General features: G+C 62.1%; 21 protein-coding genes. 3 read left to right on the plus strand and 18 right to left on the minus strand.

Annotation, left to right across the window (positions count from 1 at the left end; translation table 11 throughout):
• Positions 1 to 27: 27 nt before the first annotated feature.
• The 13 genes from NKH60_RS06400 to rpoZ form a co-directional block, all read right to left on the minus strand.
• Positions 28 to 351 carry a hotdog family protein gene (locus NKH60_RS06400; protein ID WP_352871510.1) on the minus strand — a complete coding sequence of 108 codons (324 nt, stop codon included), beginning with the start codon at positions 349 to 351 and terminating at the stop codon, positions 28 to 30.
• Complete coding sequence (recO, locus tag NKH60_RS06405) at positions 348 to 1,136, minus strand: DNA repair protein RecO (protein WP_352871512.1); 789 nt, start codon at positions 1,134 to 1,136, stop codon at positions 348 to 350. Before recO ends, NKH60_RS06400 begins: the two co-directional genes overlap by 4 nt.
• Before the next feature lie 117 nt (positions 1,137 to 1,253).
• The gene (locus NKH60_RS06410; RefSeq protein WP_352540773.1) at positions 1,254 to 2,342 is read right to left on the minus strand and encodes a porin; all 1,089 of its coding nucleotides are present in this window, start codon (positions 2,340 to 2,342) and stop codon (positions 1,254 to 1,256) included.
• Positions 2,343 to 2,705: 363 nt separating this feature from the next.
• Entirely contained in the window at positions 2,706 to 3,410 is a 705-nt protein-coding gene (locus tag NKH60_RS06415) for an antitoxin Xre/MbcA/ParS-like domain-containing protein (protein WP_352871514.1), read from the minus strand.
• Between the two features lie 370 nt (positions 3,411 to 3,780).
• Positions 3,781 to 4,707 carry a GTPase Era gene (era, locus tag NKH60_RS06420; protein WP_352501817.1) on the minus strand — a complete coding sequence of 309 codons (927 nt, stop codon included), beginning with the start codon at positions 4,705 to 4,707 and terminating at the stop codon, positions 3,781 to 3,783.
• The gene (gene rnc, locus NKH60_RS06425; protein ID WP_352501816.1) at positions 4,704 to 5,429 is read right to left on the minus strand and encodes a ribonuclease III; all 726 of its coding nucleotides are present in this window, start codon (positions 5,427 to 5,429) and stop codon (positions 4,704 to 4,706) included. The genes era and rnc overlap by 4 nt, the downstream gene beginning before the upstream one ends.
• 4 nt (positions 5,430 to 5,433) lie before the next feature.
• Positions 5,434 to 6,183, minus strand: coding sequence for a signal peptidase I (gene lepB, locus NKH60_RS06430; RefSeq protein WP_352471047.1), 750 nt, complete (start codon positions 6,181 to 6,183; stop codon positions 5,434 to 5,436).
• A gap of 77 nt (positions 6,184 to 6,260) precedes the next feature.
• The gene (gene acpS / locus NKH60_RS06435) at positions 6,261 to 6,674 is read right to left on the minus strand and encodes a holo-ACP synthase (protein WP_352467214.1); all 414 of its coding nucleotides are present in this window, start codon (positions 6,672 to 6,674) and stop codon (positions 6,261 to 6,263) included.
• Positions 6,671 to 7,252 (minus strand): DUF2062 domain-containing protein, encoded by a 582-nt coding sequence (locus NKH60_RS06440; protein WP_352871517.1) that lies wholly within the window; start codon positions 7,250 to 7,252, stop codon positions 6,671 to 6,673. The genes acpS and NKH60_RS06440 overlap by 4 nt, the downstream gene beginning before the upstream one ends.
• Positions 7,253 to 7,482: 230 nt before the next feature.
• Positions 7,483 to 7,893, minus strand: coding sequence for a VOC family protein (locus tag NKH60_RS06445; RefSeq protein ID WP_352818285.1), 411 nt, complete (start codon positions 7,891 to 7,893; stop codon positions 7,483 to 7,485).
• Between the two features lie 42 nt (positions 7,894 to 7,935).
• Positions 7,936 to 8,514 (minus strand): orotate phosphoribosyltransferase, encoded by a 579-nt coding sequence (gene pyrE, locus NKH60_RS06450; RefSeq protein WP_352471045.1) that lies wholly within the window; start codon positions 8,512 to 8,514, stop codon positions 7,936 to 7,938.
• A gap of 65 nt (positions 8,515 to 8,579) precedes the next feature.
• A complete protein-coding gene (locus NKH60_RS06455) occupies positions 8,580 to 10,808 on the minus strand; it encodes a RelA/SpoT family protein (protein ID WP_352501814.1) in 2,229 nt (742 codons plus the stop codon).
• Between the two features lie 111 nt (positions 10,809 to 10,919).
• Positions 10,920 to 11,321, minus strand: coding sequence for a DNA-directed RNA polymerase subunit omega (rpoZ, locus tag NKH60_RS06460; protein WP_023677773.1), 402 nt, complete (start codon positions 11,319 to 11,321; stop codon positions 10,920 to 10,922).
• Between the two features lie 278 nt (positions 11,322 to 11,599).
• Here rpoZ and NKH60_RS06465 point away from each other — a divergent pair, with 278 nt between their 5' ends.
• Both NKH60_RS06465 and NKH60_RS06470 read left to right on the plus strand, forming a co-directional pair.
• Complete coding sequence (locus NKH60_RS06465; RefSeq protein ID WP_023677774.1) at positions 11,600 to 12,181, plus strand: LabA-like NYN domain-containing protein; 582 nt, start codon at positions 11,600 to 11,602, stop codon at positions 12,179 to 12,181.
• Entirely contained in the window at positions 12,178 to 12,855 is a 678-nt protein-coding gene (locus tag NKH60_RS06470; RefSeq protein ID WP_352871520.1) for a uracil-DNA glycosylase, read from the plus strand. Before NKH60_RS06465 ends, NKH60_RS06470 begins: the two co-directional genes overlap by 4 nt.
• A 30-nt stretch (positions 12,856 to 12,885) precedes the next feature.
• Here the strand turns inward: NKH60_RS06470 and NKH60_RS06475 are convergent, their stop codons facing one another.
• From NKH60_RS06475 to dapA, 5 genes are all read right to left on the minus strand, one after another.
• On the minus strand, positions 12,886 to 13,470 hold the full coding sequence (locus NKH60_RS06475; protein ID WP_352871628.1) for a hypothetical protein: 585 nt from the start codon (positions 13,468 to 13,470) through the stop codon (positions 12,886 to 12,888).
• The gene (locus tag NKH60_RS35110; RefSeq protein ID WP_502907733.1) at positions 13,470 to 13,796 is read right to left on the minus strand and encodes a GH25 family lysozyme; all 327 of its coding nucleotides are present in this window, start codon (positions 13,794 to 13,796) and stop codon (positions 13,470 to 13,472) included. Before NKH60_RS35110 ends, NKH60_RS06475 begins: the two co-directional genes overlap by 1 nt.
• Positions 13,766 to 14,197: a GH25 family lysozyme gene (locus NKH60_RS35115; RefSeq protein ID WP_502907734.1), complete on the minus strand. Its 432-nt coding sequence runs from the start codon at positions 14,195 to 14,197 to the stop codon at positions 13,766 to 13,768. Before NKH60_RS35115 ends, NKH60_RS35110 begins: the two co-directional genes overlap by 31 nt.
• A 106-nt stretch (positions 14,198 to 14,303) precedes the next feature.
• Positions 14,304 to 14,783 (minus strand): SsrA-binding protein SmpB, encoded by a 480-nt coding sequence (gene smpB / locus NKH60_RS06485; RefSeq protein ID WP_023768487.1) that lies wholly within the window; start codon positions 14,781 to 14,783, stop codon positions 14,304 to 14,306.
• 25 nt (positions 14,784 to 14,808) lie between these two features.
• Positions 14,809 to 15,690, minus strand: coding sequence for a 4-hydroxy-tetrahydrodipicolinate synthase (gene dapA, locus NKH60_RS06490; RefSeq protein WP_352540767.1), 882 nt, complete (start codon positions 15,688 to 15,690; stop codon positions 14,809 to 14,811).
• Positions 15,691 to 16,017: 327 nt separating this feature from the next.
• On the opposite strand from dapA, the gene NKH60_RS06495 reads away from it, so the two are divergent.
• The gene (locus tag NKH60_RS06495; RefSeq protein WP_352871630.1) at positions 16,018 to 18,057 is read left to right on the plus strand and encodes a lytic transglycosylase domain-containing protein; all 2,040 of its coding nucleotides are present in this window, start codon (positions 16,018 to 16,020) and stop codon (positions 18,055 to 18,057) included.
• The last annotated feature ends 341 nt before the right edge of the window (positions 18,058 to 18,398 follow it).

The following is an 18,398-nucleotide window of genomic DNA, read 5'->3' on the forward strand; positions in this document are numbered from 1 at the left end:
CCAAACCAGGCCAGTTGTCACTGACATTCAATGTTCAGTGACATTCAAATGCGGCGGCCAAACGGCCGGTCCATTCAACGTGCCGCCAGATTGGCCGGAAAGATCGAGCATGTTTCGGTGCCGAAAGCCAGCAGCTTTGCCGTTGGCGTCCTTCAGCGCCGCTTCCGAAACCGTCAGCGTGCGGCCCTTGTGCACCACTTTGCCCTCGCACACCACCTCGCCCGTCCTTGGCGTGATCGGCCGCGTCAAATTCACTTTGAACTCGGCCGTCGCATGGGCCTCGCCCACCTGCGAAATGGTGCCAAGGCCGAGCGGCGAAACGTTTTCGGGATCAGGTTCAACTTCGCTCATCTGGTGGTTTCCCCGGTGGCGGCTTCCCCGGCGCTTGCCTTGCCGGATTCACGGCCGGGTGAATGATGCCTGCGCAAGGCGGCGAGAAACCCGGCGCGGGCGCCGGGAGGCTCGATGCCGCGCGGTTCGTAGACACGGCGGGTCAAAAAGAAGCCGGTCAGCCGGAAGGCGTCCTCGATCGCCGCCGGATCGGCGCGCAGCCCGGAGCCGCGCTGCAGGAAGGCAGGCAGCGCCAGCATCTTGTCGCGCCACGGCGCGCCCGCCGCCAGCGACACGGCGCGGCCGGATTTCGGCGAGACATAGGCAAGGTCCTGCCTGGTGCCGGTCGCCGCACACTGGCTGAGATCGAGGCCGAAACCGAGTTCGTCGAGTACCAGCAGCTCGAAGCGGGCCACCAGCTCGCCGGCGGCATCGGCATCGTCGAGATGAGCGATCATCACCGCAAGCGTCTCGTAAAGGCCGCCATGGGCGTCACGCTCAGGCAGAAGACGCAAATGCGCGGCCATCGTCTGCAGGCCGTAGACGGCAACGGCGCTGTCCATCAGCCGGGCGGCGTTCATCTCGATAGCCTCGATCTGGAAGGTGCCGAGATGCTCGTCGAGCCGCGCCCGCCACAACAGGTCGACGCGATTGCCGGGCTGCAAGACAGGCTGCTGTTTGCGCGAACGGCCGCCGCGCACGAGACCGAGATGGCGGCCATGCGCGCGTGTCATCACCTCAAGAATGGCGCTGGTTTCGCCATGCTTGCGGGTGCCGAGAATGATTCCCTCGTCGCGCCATTCCATGACGAGAGCTTGTCACCGGTTGGATGGCGAAATCAAGATGAGCGACGAATCCGCCGCCAAACCAAAACGGCCCGTAGCGTATCGCTACGGGCCGTTTTTTACGAGATCGTCGTTTGATCAGAACGAGCGCTGGAAGCGGAAGATGCCGCCGATTGCGTCGGCATCGTCGGCATCGAAATTGTCGTAATAATCGACTTCGGCGGTGATCGTGTAACCAGGAACGATGGTGTAGGCGACGTTGGCCGCAACGGCGAAGTCTTGGTCGTCGGTATAGGAGACCTGGGCGTTCAAAGAGGTCTTCTTGTTGACGGCATAGCTGCCGCCGCCCCAGACGGCAAAGTTGCCAGTCCACGGCTTGTAGAAGTTCTTCGCGACGTTGTCGTCGCTGCCGTAGCCCGCCATCACGAACAGGGTCAGGTCAGTAATCGGCTTGACGTCGAGGCGAGCTTTGCCGGCCCATTCTTCCGACGTGCTGTTATAGGCGCCGACCGCGGTGATCGCACCCCAGTCGCCCTTGTATTTCACGCCGCCGACGACAAACGGAACGTAGCTGTCGATCGACTGGTCAGCGCCGGAGCCCGTTTCGACCGAGGCGACTGCCGTAAAGCCATTACCGCCGTCGAAATAGTAACTGATCAGGTTGGTGTCCTTGGTGCCGTAAGGAATGATAGTGTCCTGGACGACGTTGCCGGCGTAACCGATGAACGAATCATAGACAGTTTCATCCTTACCGACGCGGAAACCTCCAAGCTGGATCCAGGCGAAGTTCAGGGTAACCGCCTTGTTGTCCTGCACGCTGAAATCAACACCGCTCACGGTGCGTTTGGTATTGCCGAAGTTGAAACGGGTCTCGGTATAGGTCTTCAACGTGCCGAGCTCGGTTTCCTGGCCGGTCCACGTCTTCAAATTGAAGCGGGCATTCTTGTTCCAGGTCTGCTGCTCGTCACCGTCCAAAAGGTCGTGTGTCGTCGCGCCATCGAAAACGCGGCCGGCGTCGCCGAAGCTTGCGTCATAGCGGACATAGCCGCCGATGCGCAGGCAGGTCTCGGTGCCGGGAATGTAGAAGTAGCCGGCGCCGTAGACGTCGCAAATCTTGACGTATTCGGCGGGTTCCGGCTCGGCGACCACAACAGCGTCGGCGGCGCGCGCACCGGAGACCGCGACGAATGCCGCGGCTGAGCCGAGAAGAAGGCTCTTGATATTCATTTTCTGACCTCTCCAGTCAAAGTTAAAAATGGCTTTGGATTCATGGGTTGAACGGCTGAACGCCTCACCCACGTCGAAAAAGGCGCGCACCGCACCCCCTCTTCAGGCGGCGAACATACTCATCCGCATTCCAGTCTCAATGACGATTCCAAAAATAATCAATGTTTGCATAACAGAATAAATCCATGTTGCACAAATATCACTTCATATTTGCTTCACATTTGCCCATCGAAACAAACGAGACACTGTCACAATTGTACAAAAATATACTTATGCCATTAGCCAGCAAACCGGTAGGAATCCGACATACATTCCTTGTGCGTGTTCTTTTTTTAGAATAGACTTCTAGCGTTGGCAGCGAGATCAAGTCGACTTCGCCATCGCTGCGTTCTGTGCGGCAAGAAAGACTTCCGCCACCAGATCCCGTTTGAGCATTTCAATGGGAATACGTCCGGCGAGGCCGGGCGCGGGGCCGATCAGCCACGACCAGGCATGCCGTGGATCGGGCATCGCGGATAACACTTCCTTGATACCCGGCGCCGGCCTGCCGTCGATGAACTGCGCCAAAGGAAATACATGTTTGCGGCCACCGGTGCGCAACGCAACGACCGTGCCGCTCCGCTGCCAGCGATGCAGGGTCGAGCGCGATATGCCGAGATTTTGCTGCAGGAACGTCGACCCGGCGACCCGACCGGCCCAGTCCTCGAGCCGCATCGAGTCGAGGTCGCCCGTTCCGGCCAGGCGTTGGATGTCTGCCCCTTGGCCTTCGTGCGCCGTCGACAGATGCGTCCGGGCACGGCGTTCCGCCGCTTCGTCTGCCAATATCCGCACGAAACGCGACGCCATGCCGGGTAATCTTTCCTGCATGGTGTCGATCGCACTGATGTCGGTCGGCGCAAGCAAAGCGACGGCGGCGGCAACGGCGCCGGCGACCCTGCCCGCTGCAACGACCGCATCGCTGTTCGTCACCTTGCCTTGCCGCGCCAGCGCGCGCTCGATCTCAACAGCGACGGCGTTTGCAAACTCGATCTGACGGATGCGGTCGATGCGATTCCAAGTCCCTGTCATGTCCTGATCTGGCTGCTTGCCCGCCGGTTCCGGTTTGCTCGGAAGCGGGTCTTTCGCACAGCCTATAGGCAGAGTGTGTGACGGAGAGACGACGAACGGGAACCATGGACGATCGCAGTGTCGGCAGGTGCTCGAACCGGTCTAACTGGCCGGTTCTGCATGAAATATCGCAAATTTTTCAGAACCCGCTCAGGATTTCCCGTCGCGCCGGTACCAATAAGGAACGGGTCGACCCGACATGGCCGGCGCATGGTCTCCCGGAATGATTCGGTCGGCTGTTCAATATGCAAGTCGACCGATCGGGCAGCCCGGCGACCGCTCAGAAACCTGAGGCGGCCAACAGGCCGCTCTGCGGATCGCCCAAACAGGCTCAGTGCGGAAATTCGAGCCCCATTTCGCGGTAGCGCTCGGGGTCGTCACCCCAGTTCTCACGCACCTTGACGAACAGGAAGAGGTGCACCTTCTGTTCGAGTACGCCAGCTATTTCCATGCGTGCCGCCTGGCCGATGGCGCGGATCGTCTCGCCCTTATGGCCGAGCACGATTTTCTTCTGGCTGTCGCGCTCGACATAGATGGTCTGGTCGATGCGCACCGAGCCGTCCTTCTTCTCTTCCCATTTCTCCGTCTCGACATGGGAGGAATAGGGCAGTTCCTGATGCAGCCTGAGATAGAGCTTTTCGCGGGTGATCTCGGCGGCGAGCTGGCGCATCGGCAGGTCGGAGATCTGGTCTTCCGGGTAGTACCAGGGTCCGGCCGGCAGGGTCTCGGCGAGATAGTCGAGCAGGTCCTTGCAGCCGGATCCGGTCAGCGCCGAAACCATGAAGGTGCGCTTGAACGGCACCCTTTCGTTGGCTGCAGCCGACAATGCCAGCAGCGTCTCGTGCTTGACCCGATCGACTTTGTTGAGGATCAACACCATCGGCTGCCGAACATCCTTCAGCCGCTCGAGGATGGCGTCGGCATCGCCCCGGATGCCGCGCTCGGCGTCGATCAAGAGCAGCACGATATCGGCGTCCTTGGCGCCGCCCCACGCGGTCGTCACCATCGCCGTGTCCAGCCGGCGCTTCGGCTTGAATATGCCCGGCGTGTCGACGAAGACGATCTGCGCGTTGTTGTGGGTGGCAATGCCGCGCACGATCGCACGGGTGGTCTGCACCTTGTGCGTCACAATTGACACCTTGGCGCCGACCAATTGGTTGACCAGCGTCGATTTCCCCGCATTGGGCGCGCCGATCAGCGCGACGAAGCCGGAGCGGGTAGCGGGAGCTTCTGTTGCCGGAGCTTCGGTGGCGGTCATGCGGCACTCCCTTGATCGAGCCAGACGCCTTCCCGCTGCAGAAGTGCCGCGGCTGCAGCCTGCTCCGCCTCGCGCTTGGAGCGCCCGCTGCCGGTCGCCGGCGGATAGGCGCCAACCTTGACACTGACGGTGAACAGCGGATCGTGGTCCGGTCCCTCGCGGCTGTCGATTATGTAAACCGGCACTGCGCCTGCCGCCTGATGCGCCCATTCCTGGAGTTCGGTTTTCGCATCGCGACGGGCGGCGTCAATGGCTTGCGAGCGCGGCTGCCAGTATTTGTGGATGAAGGCACGGGCCGCTTCCAACCCTCCGTCGAGATAGAGCACGGCGATCAGCGATTCCAATGCATCGGCGCGCAGATTGACGCGCTTGCGCCCGTCGAGGCCGCGTACGTCCGAACCGGCGCGAATAAGTTCCGGCAGGCCGATCTCCTCGGCAATTTCCGCCAGGGCTTCAGCGTTGACCAGAGCGTTCAATCTCAGCGACAGCTCACCCTCGGCGGCGTCGGGAAATGCCGCCAGCAGCATATCGGCAACGACAAGGCCGAGAACGCGGTCGCCCAGGAATTCGAAACGTTCGTAGTCGATGCCGGCGTGACTGCCGCGAGCGCTGGCATGGGTCAGCGCCCGCTGCAGGCGCTGATGGTCGCCAAAACTGTGGCCGGTGCGCTCCCTGAGCGCCTCGGCGAGCGCATCGGCGGTCAGCCGTTTCGTCGCCGCCATGGCCCTAATTGACGAAATGGAACAGGCGCGAGGCGCGCATCAGTGACGGCCATTTCCAGATTTCGAGCGGGCTGGCGCTGCCGCCGATCGAGAAGAAAATGAGGTTGGCGCGGCCGACCAAATTCTCGTCCGGCACGAAGCCGACGGTGAAGCGGCTGTCCGACGAGTTGTCGCGATTGTCGCCCATCATGAAATAGTGACCGGGCGGCACCTTGAACTCTTTGGTATTGTCGCCGATCGAAGCCTGCGTCAGGTCGAGCGTGTCGTAGCTGACGCCGTTCGGCAGCGTCTCGCGATAGACATCGACCGGCCCGTTCTCCTCGGTGATGTCGCGGTTGTCGATCTGCCCGACCTTGACGCGCGGCACGCCCACGTCATTGATGAAGAGCTGGCCATCCTTGACCTGGATCTTGTCGCCCGGCAGGCCGACGACGCGCTTGATATAATCGACAGAAGGATCCGGCGGAAACTTGAACACCACCACGTCGCCGCGCTTCGGCTCTGAGCCCCAGATGCGGCCCGAAAAGATGTTCGGCCCGAACGGCAGTGAATAGCGGGAGAAGCCGTAGGACCACTTGGTGACGAAGAGATAGTCGCCTTCGAGCAAAGTCGGCCGCATCGACCCGGACGGGATCGAGAACGGCTGGAACAGGAGCGTGCGGATGACCAGCGCAAGCAGCAGGGCCTGGACTATGACGCTGACGGTTTCGCCAAGTCCGCCGGATTTCTTCTGGGTTTTTTCAGCCACGCTCATGTCGTCCTCGATTGTGCGTTGGATGGTATAGAGTCTCGGCGCGCGCTGGGCAACGTCATGCCGGTGGTCAGATGCAATCAATGTGGCGCTTCTTCGACCGGCAACGCTTCAATGATCACAAAGGCTTGAGCGAGCGGAAAATCATCGGTGATGGTGAGGTGGATCACCGCGCGGTGCCCTTCAGGCAGAATTTCGTCCAGCCGCGCTGCCGCCCCATTGGTCAGCGCCATGGTCGGCTTGCCGCTGGCCAGGTTGACGACCCCCATGTCGCGCCAGAACACACCCTGCGCCATACCGGTGCCCAATGCCTTGGCGCAAGCTTCCTTGGCAGCGAAACGCTTGGCGTAGGAGGCCGCACGCGCCGCGCGGTTTTCGGACCGCGCCTGTTCGATCTCGGTGTAGATGCGCTGGATGAAGCGTTGGCCATGGCGTTCCAGCGACTTCTCGATGCGTCTGATGTCGATGAGGTCGCTGCCAATACCGATAATCATTCGGCAGGAACTTCCGGCCCGGTTTTTCCAGCCTTTGCCGCTCTTTCGGCCAGCCGCTTGCGGCGCTGCTCGTGGAAAGTGATCATGCCCCAGCGGGTGATGCCGTAAAACAGCAGGCCGAAAACCAGGCCGAGCGGTATTGCGCCGATCGTCATCGGCTTCAGCACCGGTCCCCACAATTGCGCAAAGGAAAGATTATGCAGCATGTCGCCGAGATGCGCGGGCGGGCCATGCGCCGGCAGGTGTTCATGCAGGATCAGCTTGCCGACCTCCCAGGAGGCGGCCCATAGCAGCGGAAAGGTCAGGGGGTTGCCGAAGACCGTGCCGAGTGCTGCCGCGACAAGATTGCCGGCGATCAGCCAGCACAGGATGGCAGCAATGATGAAGTGAAAGCCAAGCGGGAAAAACGACGCGAATACGCCCGCCGCAACACCGGCGGCCACGGCATGCGGCGTGGCCCTAAGCCGCAGGATGCGTTTGGAGAAATACCGCAGCGAGCGCGAGAACGAGCGGCGCGGCCACAAATAAGTACGCACCCGCTCGAAAAAACCATCAGGCTTGCGCCGTCGAAAAAGCACTCTGTTCCTGTTCCTAGTTCCGTCGATGGCTTCACGCCGGCCTTTCCTGCCAGGCGCGACAGCCTATGCTGCGCTCTGCGGTCGCCGAAAAGCAACTACGACTTTGATATAGCGATGCGCTGGCCGAAGAACAACGAGGCCGAGGGCATCCGCTCGGTGGCCGGTCGCGCCAGCCTTGGGTATCGCCGTTTTGAACAGGGCATGATCGCGGCGAATTTAAGGAGCGTCACTCAGGATCGATATTCGCTGACCTCGACGAGGTTGCCGTCCGGATCGCGGAAATAGACCGACATCATCGCGCCCCGAGCGCCGACACGCTCGACCGGGCCGATCTCTATCACCACACCATTGGCGGCGAGGTTGGCACATATCTCGGCGAGCGGCCGGGCAGCAATCAAGCAGAAATCTCCGGAGCCCGGCGTCGGCGCCTTGGCCTTCGGCTCGAAGGTACGCCCGACCTGATGCACATTGATCTTCTGCATTCCAAACAGCAGCGCCGTTGGTCGGTCCGGCTCGTCGAGGCGCTTGAAGCCAAGCACGCGCTGATAGAAGGCGCAGGTATCGTCCACCGAACGAACCGTCAGCACGAAATGATCCATGCCGGCAATCACGGAAGCGCCTCTTGACTTGTTTTTATGCATGTCGTTGTCCCAAAACCGCCGCACACTTTTGGGCGACATGCATTAGATATTGCGGCTGCCGGGCTTGATCGCCGGTATGGCGGCGAGCTCGGGCGGCAGCCTGTCGGCCGGATAGGCCGGAACTTCATATTCGGCGAGCGCGATCAGCGGCACGCCGACATCGGTCTTGCCGGCCGAGCGGTCGATGATGCACGCAGCGGCAACGACATCGGCGCCAAGTGCGCGCAGACAGTCAATGGTCTCGCGGATCGACAGGCCGGTGGTGACGATGTCCTCGACAATGACGACGCGCGATCCCTTGGCGATCTCGAAGCGGCGCAGCCTGAATTCACCCCCTTCCCGCTCGACCCAGATCGCCGGCGCACCAAGATGGCGCGAGGTCTCATAGGCCGGGATCAGCCCGCCGATCGCCGGGCCGACGACGTAGTCGATCCTGCCGGGCACGTCAGTGCGGATCTTTTCGGCGAGCGCCTTGCACAAGCGCTCGGTCTTGTCGGCATGCATGAAAACACGCGCTTTCTGCAGAAAGACCGGGCTGCGCAGGCCCGACGTCAGGATGAAATGCCCTTCGAGCACGGCGCCGGCCTCGCGAAAAATACCCAGCACTTCATCGGTGTTCATCGTTCACTCCATGTCCATGGTGAATGGTGAATGGTAGTGAGAGCACCCTCTTCACTATTCACTATTCACCCATTCACGCGCCTTGCGTCACTGACGCTCGAATTGTCCTTTAGCTGCGACAGCAGCCGGTTCAAGTGCTTGAGGTCCCACACTTCGAGATCGATCAGCATTTCGGTGAAATCGGGCGCGGTGCGCACCATCGACAAAGTGTGGATGTTGGCGTCGTTGGATGCGACGACCTGTGCAATATCGGCCAGCGAACCCGGCGCGTTGATGGCGGTGACCGAGACGCGCGCCGGGAACCGCTCCTTGGTGCGCTCGTCAATGTCCCAGCGCACGTCGATCCAGCGCTCGGGCTGGTCGTCAAAGGCCTGCAGCGCCGGCGACTGGATCGGATAGATGGTGATACCGGTTCCCGGCTGCACGATGCCGACGATGCGATCGCCTGGCACTGCCCCCTCCGGCGCGAAGCGCACCGGCAGATCGCCGCGCACACCGCGGATCGGCACCGCGTCGTCGCGCGGCTGGTTCTTGTCCTTGCGTGCGGCGCGGCCCGGAATCTGGAACAGCATGCCGGCGGCGTTGCGGATCTTCGACCAGCCCTCCTCGCGCTGCTTGGGCGCTACCAGCGTGACACGCTCGTCCTTGTAGTCGGGAAACACCGCCTTCATGACATCGGTGGAGGCAACTTCGCCTCGGCCGACCGCGGCCAACACATCCTCGATGTCCTTGCGCGCCAGCCGGTGCAGCACCGGCTTCAGGCTTTCCTTGGTGAAGGTCTTGCCGGACCGTTCGAAGGCGCGCTCCAGAATGCGGATACCGAGACCTGAATATTGCTTGCGAATGGCGTTCTTGGTGGCGCGGCGGATGGCCGAGCGTGCCTTGCCGGTAACGACCACCGATTCCCACGCCGCCGGCGGGACCTGCGCCTTCGAGCGGATGATCTCGACCTCGTCGCCGTTCTTCAGCTCCGTCATCAGCGGCATGATGCGGCCATTGACCTTGGCACCGACGCAAGTGTCGCCGACGTCGGTGTGGACGGCATAGGCAAAGTCGATCGGCGTGGCGCCGCGCGGCAGCGCGATCAGCATGCCCTTCGGCGTAAAGCAGAATACCTGGTCCTGAAACAGTTCCAGCTTGGTGTTTTCGAGGAAGTCCTCGGGATTGTCGCCTTCGGCAAGCTGCTCGATGGTGCGCCGCAGCCAGGCATAGGCATTGGTTTCCTTCGAGATCGCATGGGCGGCACCATTCATCTTGCCACCGGTATCCTTATAGATCGAATGAGCAGCGACGCCGTATTCGGCGATCTTGTTCATTTGATAGGTGCGGATCTGCAATTCGACGCGCTGGCGCGACGGGCCGACGATGGTGGTGTGGATCGAGCGGTAGTCGTTCTGCTTCGGCGTGGAGATGTAGTCCTTGAAGCGGCCGGGCACCATCGACCAGGTGGTGTGGATGGCGCCGAGCGCCCGGTAGCAGTCCTCGACGGTATCGACGACGACGCGAAAGCCGAAGATGTCGGACAGCTGCTCGAAGGACAACGCCTTGGCTTCCATCTTGCGGAACACCGACCACGGCTTCTTCTGCCGGCTCTTGACCTCGGCCTTGATCGAATATTTGTCGAACAGCGCGGAGAGCGCCTTCTCGATCTCCGACAGCACGCCCTTGTTGCGCTCGAAGATTTCGGCCAGCCGTGCGGTGACGGCGCGGTAGGCTTCCGGATTGATGAAGCGGAAGGCAATCTCTTCCAGCTCCTCGCGCATGCCTTGCATGCCCATGCGGCCGGCCAGCGGCGCGTAGATGTCCATCGTCTCTTCGGCGATGCGCAGGCGCTTGGCTTCCGGCACATGGTCGAGCGTGCGCATATTGTGCAGGCGGTCGGCGAGCTTGACCAGAAGCACGCGCACGTCTTCCGAGATCGCCAGCAACAGCTTGCGCAGGTTCTCCGCCTGCTCGGCCTTCTTCGAGACGAGGTCGAGTTTCTTCAGCTTGGTCAGGCCCTCGACCAGCTTGCCCATTTCCGGGCCGAACAATTCGTCGATCTCGGCCCTGGTCGCCGTGGTGTCCTCGATCGTGTCGTGCAGCAAGGCAACGGCGATCGTCGCCTCGTCCATATGCATTTCGGTGAGGATGGCGGCGACTTCGAGCGGATGCGAGAAATATGGGTCGCCGGAGGCGCGTTTCTGGTGGCCATGCTTCTGCATGGCGTAAACATAGGCCTTGTTGAGCAGCGCCTCGTTGACGTCAGGCTTGTAGCGCTGCACGCGCTCGACAAGCTCATACTGACGCATCATGGGCGGGATCTCGCAATGCTGAAATGAATCATGCGCCGCACTGGCGTACGGCGCATGTCATAGATAGCCACGAAACTGCCGACGCGAAAGTGTCGGCAGTTGTCGCTAAGATCAATAATCGTCGCTTTTTTCCGGCGGCACCAGGCCTTCGATGCCGGCCAACAGGTCTTCTTCGGTCATGCGATCGAAGGTGACGTTGTCCTCGGCGTCGTCGGCATCGGTGGCCGCAACGGCGCTGCCGGTCTGGTCGGCAATCGCCTCGCCATCGGCTTCCGGCTCGTCGACCTCGACATGCTTCTGCAGCGAATGGATGAGATCTTCCTTGAGGTCGTCCGGCGACAGCGTCTCTTCGGCGATTTCGCGGAGCGCAACGACCGGATTCTTGTCGTTGTCGCGCGGTACGGTGATCTGCGCGCCCTGGCTGATCTGACGGGCGCGGTGGCCGGCCAGGAGCACCAGCTCGAAGCGGTTGTCGACCTTGTCGATGCAATCTTCAACGGTTACGCGGGCCATGAGTTGCCCCTTTCATGCCTGGATTTGATGGAAAACAGGCGCGGTCCATAACCCGAACGCCGCCAAAATACAAGCTTTTATGGCGGTGCGCAGCTCTGACGCGGGCCGCCTGCGGCGACACAGCGCCGATCACAATTGCTTGCGGTGCGCCATGGTGCCTTGGATTGCCGTAAAACTGGCGTTATCTCGAACGATGAAGGCCAACAGGTCTATTATCAGACCGGCCGATAGTCGCCACGCATTTAGACGACCGCTTATTTCGAAAAAGGACATTTTCCATGTTCGATCCTCGTGAAAAAATCGCTCTCTTTATCGACGGTGCCAATCTCTACGCCACCTCGCGCGCGCTGGGCTTTGACATCGATTACCGCAAACTTCTGGCGAGTTTCCAGAAACGCGGCTATCTGCTGCGCGCTTATTACTACACCGCGCTGGTCGAGGATCAGGAATACTCCTCGATACGGCCGCTGATCGACTGGCTTGACTATAACGGCTTCAAGGTGGTGACCAAACCGGCCAAGGAATTCACCGACTCGACCGGCCGGCGCAAGATCAAGGGCAATATGGATATCGAGCTGACCGTCGATGCGCTCGAACTTGCCGATGTCGTCGACCATTATGTCATCTTTTCGGGCGACGGCGATTTCCGCACGCTGGTCGAGGCGCTGCAGCGGCGCGGGCGCAAGGTGTCGATCGTCTCGACCATGGCTTCGCAGCCGCCGATGATCTCCGACGATCTGCGCCGCCAGGCCGACCATTTCATCGACTTGATGACGCTCAAGAATGAAGTCGGCCGCGACCCGTCGGAGCGGCCGGTGCGCCGGCCCGAACCGGCCGAAGTCGACGAGGAAGACTATTGACGGTCGTTGCCTTGACCGCTCCCCTGGTCGTCTCCCCCGAACCCGATCGCGATTGCCCGCTCTGCCCGCGGTTGCACGACTTCATCGCCGAGTGGCGGCGGCGCGAGCCGTCCTGGTTCAACGCGCCGGTGCCGACCTTTTTGCCGCCGGAAGGCGAGGACGCAGTGCGTCTGCTGATCGTCGGGCTGGCGCCTGGACTGCGCGGGGCGAACCGGACGGGGCGCCCCTTCACCGGCGATTTTGCCGGCGACCTGCTCTACAACACGCTGATCGCGCACGGCTTTGCGCGCGGCGAATTCAAAGCGCGACCGGATGACGGGCTGGAGCTTGTCGGTACGGCGATTACCAATGCGGTGCGCTGCGTGCCGCCGGACAACAAGCCGGTTGGCGCCGAGATAGCGACCTGCCGGACGTTCCTGGTGCCGACGATCGCGCGATTTCCAAATCTGCGCGCTGTGCTGGCGCTTGGCTCGATCGCGCACCAGTCGACCGTGCGGGCGCTCGGCCAACGCGTTGCCGCCTATCCGTTCCGGCATGGTAGGCAGCAGCAGGCCAATGGCATCACGCTGTTTTCCAGCTATCATTGCTCGCGCTACAACACCAATACCGGCGTGTTGACGGAAGCGATGTTCGTCAACGTCTTCAGTCAGATAGAAGCTTTTCTGAAGACATAGAGTCGGACGACGCCCGCCAGGGCACGAGCCCTAGATTCGGGCGATCGCGAACAACCAGGCCAGGAGATCCAGCAACCACAGAAACAGTGCAAGCTGCAGCGCGACGCGCAGGCGTTGGATGATCCGCCAATTGCTGGCCATGTCGGATTTGATGCGCAGCGCAAGCGCTCGGTGCATCCCGTCCAGGGTTGCGGGAGGGTGCTGATCGACGAAGTCCTGGAGCAGCTTCTCTGGATCGAAACGGAACGTATAGTTATAATACGGCCACACCATAATCGCGACCAGCAGCCCGATAAGAAAAAGCAATATCAGCGCCAGCCAGTCCCAGGGCCCCACGCCATCCAGGAGCGCCCTGCCTCCGAGGAGAGAACTCGCGAACGCGGTTGCGAAGATCAGATTGCCGGCGCGCGTATTGAGACTTTCAACCACGCCCTGCTGGTGCTGGAGGCCACGCACCGCCTCCGCATAGACAAATGCCAGGCGGGGGTCGCCGCCGTCCGTCGCAGCAGGCGGGGCGTTGCTGTCATTGGTTGATGAAGGGCGCTCCGCATCAAATGTACTTAGCACGGCGCCGCCTGCGATATGAGAGGGTGTTTTGGTGGACGGGAATAGCATCAATCCGACGCTGTCGTTTCAGGCGCTGCGGCAAACAATGCGGCCAGCGTCGCAGGTCCGCCCTGGAGAACATTCAGGTCGACGTCGCCGCTGATGCCGTCGACGCGGCCCCGGTTGTGATACTGCCAGTAGATCCAGTTGTCATGGCCCGGCCGCAGCGCCAGCGAACGCAGCCAGCGCGGGCGGCTGGCTAGCTGCCCGGCATAGGCTTGCGCCACCTCGTCGGTCACATAGAGGATCGCCGTCTTGCCGAACGCCGCCTCGACCGGGCCGAGGAAGGCGGAGAGTTCGGCGCTCAGCTGTTCGGGAGTTGGCCGCTGCGGCAATTGCCGCCGAACTCGATGTCTACCACCGGCGGCAGCAAAGGCTGATTGTGCGGCACCACCGAGATGAAGTTGCGTGCCTGATCCGCACCCGATCTGCAGAAGGTGAAGAAATGATAGGCACCGACGGCAAGACCGGCGGCGCGGGCCGCGCGCAAATTGGCGGCGAAGGCATCGTCGACATGATCGCCGCCTTCCGTCGCCTTGATCACGGCGAAGGCGACATCGTCGGCGGCAACACGCCGCCAGTCGATCTGCCGCTGATGATGGGAGACGTCGATGCCCCTGACCGGATATTTGCGGCGGTCCGGAGAAAACGTCTGGAAGTAGGTATAGCCGCCGGCCAGAACGAGGCCCGCCACGAGCAGACCGGCCGCGCCCCATAAGACGATCCGGTTTTTCAAACGAGACCTATCCCTTTTGGTCCGCCCTGCCCGCCGCTAAGGCTCCGGGCGTTCGTCGCTCGAAAAGCCAAATCGCTGGCTTTTCCTCCGCTTCGCGGACCGCTCCTCACCCTCGCTCCTTCAGCAGCCGGCCCTTCTCGCGCGACCAGTCGCGCTGCTTTTCGGTCTCGCGCTTGTCGTGCAGCTTCTTGCCGCGGCCAACGGCGAGCAGCAGCTTGGCACGGCCTTGGTCGTTGAAGTAGATCTTCAGCGGCACCAGCGTCATGCCTTCGCGGTCGACGCTTTGCGCCAGCTTTGCCATCTCGCGCTTGTTGAGCAGCAGTTTGCGGCGGCGGCGCGGCTCATGGTTGAAGCGGTTGGCCTGCAGATACTCCGGCAAATAAGAGTTGATCAGCCAGATCTCGCCGCCCTCGACCGAGGCGTAGCTGTCCTGGATATTGGCCTGGCCCTGGCGCAGCGATTTCACTTCCGTACCGGTCAGCACCAGGCCGGCCTCGATCGTGTCGAGCACCTCATAGGAAAACCGCGCCTTGCGGTTTTCCGCAACGGTCTTGTTGTTGGGATCGGCTTTTCTGACTTGATTCATGATGCGGAGAGGTGGCGCCTCATCCCTAGTTTATCAAGCCGGCGTGCTTCATCGCCGCGTCGATCTTCTCGGCGGTCGACGGCTCGACCGTCATTAGCGGCGAGCGCAGCACGTTCTCGACCTTGCCCAGCTTCGACAGCGCATATTTCGCGCCGGAAACGCCGGGCTCCATGAAAATCGCCTTGTGCAGCGGCAACAGACGGTCCTGCAGGTCGAGCGCCTTGGCGCTGTCGCCGGAAAGCGTTGCCTCCTGGAATTCAGCGCAAAGCCTGGGTGCGACATTTGCCGTCACAGAAATACAGCCGACGCCGCCATGCGCGTTGAAGCCGAGCGCCGAGGCGTCTTCGCCGGAGAGCTGGATGAAATCCTTGCCACAGGTGGCGCGCTGCTCCGAAACCCGCTCGACCTTGCCGGTGGCATCCTTGACGCCGACGATGTTCTTGAAGTCATGCACCAACTGGCCCATCGTCTCGGGGCTCATGTCGACCACCGAGCGCGGCGGAATGTTGTAGATGATGATCGGCAGACTGGTTGCCTTGGCGACGGCGGCGAAATGCGCATAGAGGCCGCGCTGTGTCGGTCTGTTGTAATAGGGCGTGACGACAAGGGCCGCGTCGGCACCCGCCTTCTCGGCATACTGGACCAGGCCGACCGCCTCTTCGGTGTTGTTGGAGCCGGCGCCGGCGACGACCGGAACCCGGCCCTTGGCGACCTCGATGCAAACCTTGACGACTTGGCGGTGCTCGTCATGCGACAGCGTCGGCGACTCGCCGGTGGTGCCGACCGGGACCACGCCCGTCGTGCCTTCGGCGATCTGCCAGGTGATGAACGCGCGAAAGGCTTTCTCGTCGAAACGGCCGCTCTTTTCGAACGGTGTGACGAGCGCGGTCAGCGAGCCTCTTAGCATGTCGTCCAACTCCTTGGGACTAGCGCATGACCCCGAAAATCGCAGTCGATTTCGGAAAGGGTTATGCGCCAAATTTAAATTGCTACAACGTCCTTTGCGCGTCTGAGAAGACCCGCGGCGCTGTAGGTGTTTGTCGTGCGCGCCTTCTAGCCGAAAGCGAAGCGGCGCACCATAGTCTCGACATTGTTGCGCGGCAAGCATTGCGCCAGCAATTGCAATTCGAACGACCTCGATAAGGTTTTCTTTACGGGCCCTTCATCACAGACGAATAGGCTGCAGTTCATCTGTGCCAGTGGTAGCATCGAAGAATAGGAAATGACCAAATCCATGCCGACCAGGCGGCCTCATCTTTTCGCGCTTCTCGGCGCGATCGTTGTGCTGGTCCCCGGCGCGGCGATCGGCGGCAGCGTCGATGGGCAGGTCACGTCGGCGATCCCGATGACGGAGCCGCAGAACGATGCACTGCAGCAGTCCCCTTCGCCATCCGCCAGCGTCGCGGCGCTGAAGAGCGGTCTCGATGCGCTTGCGGCAAACGACATTCAGCGCGCGCGCCAGGTGCGCGAAGCGCTGCCGGCCAAATCGCTCGATCGGCACATCCTTGCCTGGGCGATTGCGCTCTATGGCGGCGACCAGGTGCCGAGCGGCGACATCGCCGATGCCGCGAAGATGCTGCCGAACTGGCCGGGCACGATCGCCTTGCGCAAGAACAGCGAGCGCGCGCTCTATCGCGAGAACCCCGCGCCACAGGTCGTGGTGCGGGCGTTCGACGGCAGCCAGCCGCTGACCTTCGAGGGCGTGGTGATCCTTGCGCGCTCCTATGTAGCGCTAGGCAATACCAAGGCGGCGCGCTCGGTGCTGTCGCCATTCTGGCGCACCGAAAAGCTCGAAGCCGGGGACGAGGCGGCGGTCATCCGCGAGTTCGGCGCGCTGATCCCGGCCGCCGACCATCGCTTCCGCATGGAGCGCATGTTTTATGCCGACCGGGTCGCTTCGGCGCTACGCGTCGCCGGTCTCGCCGGCGCCCAGCAATTGGCCGACGCCTGGGCGGCGGTCAGCAAGGGCGACAAGAACGCGGCCAAGCTGCTGAAGGCGGTGCCGGCAGCGCAGCGGGCGGTCGGCTATCTCTTTGCCGAAGCCGAATATCTGCGCAAGCAACAGAAATTTTCCGACGCAGCCGCGCTGGTGATGAAGGCGCCGGGCGATCGTGACGCTCTGGTCGATGCGGACGCCTGGTGGGTCGAACGCCGGGTGCTGTCGCGCGAGCTGGTCGACCAGGGCGACATGAAGACCGCCTACAGAATAGTCGCCGCGCATGCCGCCGAAAGTCCCGCCAATGCCGCCGAGGCGGAATTCCATGCAGGCTGGTACGCGTTGCGCGGCCTCAACGACCCGAGCACCGCCGCCAAGCATTTTGCGCAAATCGCGGAGCTCGCCCAAGGGCCGATGTCGCTGTCGCGCGCCTATTACTGGCTCGGCCGTGCCGCCGAAGTCGGCGGGCCCGGCAATGCCAAGGATTTTTTCAGCCGTGCCGCTAGCTACGGCACGACCTTTTACGGCCAGCTCGCCGGCGAGCGTGTCGGCCGGCAGACCCTCAATATCGTCTACCCCCAGCCAAGTGCCGCCGACCGCCGGAATTTTACCACCCGCGAGGCGGTCAGCGCCATCGAGCGGCTGCAGCAGGCAGGCTATGACCGCTATGCCGAAACCCTCTACCGCGACCTTGCCGGGCAGCTGAACAGCCCCGGCGAACTGGCGCTGCTTGCGGTGTTGGCGGAAAGACAAGGCAACCATTTCATGGCGCTGAAGGTCGGCAAGATCGCCGGCGCCCGCGGCATCGACGTAGGCGCGCTGTCGCATCCGCTCGGCGTCATTCCCGACACCGCCAACGTCTCCGGCTCGGGCAAGGCGCTGGCCTATGCGATTGCCCGGCAGGAAAGCGAGTTCAACATCGGCGCCGTCTCCAGCGCCGGCGCGCGCGGACTGCTGCAGCTGATGCCAGGCACGGCCAAGCAATTGGCGAAGAAGGCCGGCATGACTTTCTCGCAGGCGCGGCTGACCACCGATGCCGGCTACAATGCAACGCTGGGCGCCGCCTTTCTGGGCGAGCAGCTCGGCCGTTTCGACGGCTCCTACGTGCTGACCTTCGCCGGCTACAATGCCGGCCCCGCCCGCGCCGCCCAGTGGGTGGCGAAATACGGCGACCCGCGCGGCGAGGACGTCGATGCAGTCGTCGACTGGATCGAGCGGATTCCCTATACGGAAACAAGAGGTTACGTTCAGCGCGTGATGGAGAATTACGAGGTCTACAAGATGCGTATCTCCGGCAAATATGACATTGTCGGGGACTTGGTGAACGGCCGGGGGTGACGACCGGGCTTCAAACCGAGTCAGGCTACGAAGAAACGCGAATTTGTCGGCCACGGCGTATTTTGTTCTTGCTTTGTGCCGGCAGCTATGCTACTAATTTCGGTATGGTGCTAATTGGCTCCAACGACCCGCCCACCGAGGCGGTTTTTTTGTTTCTGGCTATGAAGGTTCCGGACGTGGAGTTGGCGGGACAGCGGCCCGCTCTGTCCTGCCCTCCTTGCCAATCACCAGACATCCCCCCAAGCGCAGGGCAATCGCATTTGGATTCTTGCGAAGATGGACCCCCACCCTAACCCTCCCCACAAGGGGGAGGGAATGCTGCCGCGCGCCCTTACTTCCCC

The sequence above is a fragment of the Mesorhizobium sp. M1006 genome, assembly GCF_040318825.1.
GTDB lineage: Bacteria > Pseudomonadota > Alphaproteobacteria > Rhizobiales > Rhizobiaceae > Mesorhizobium.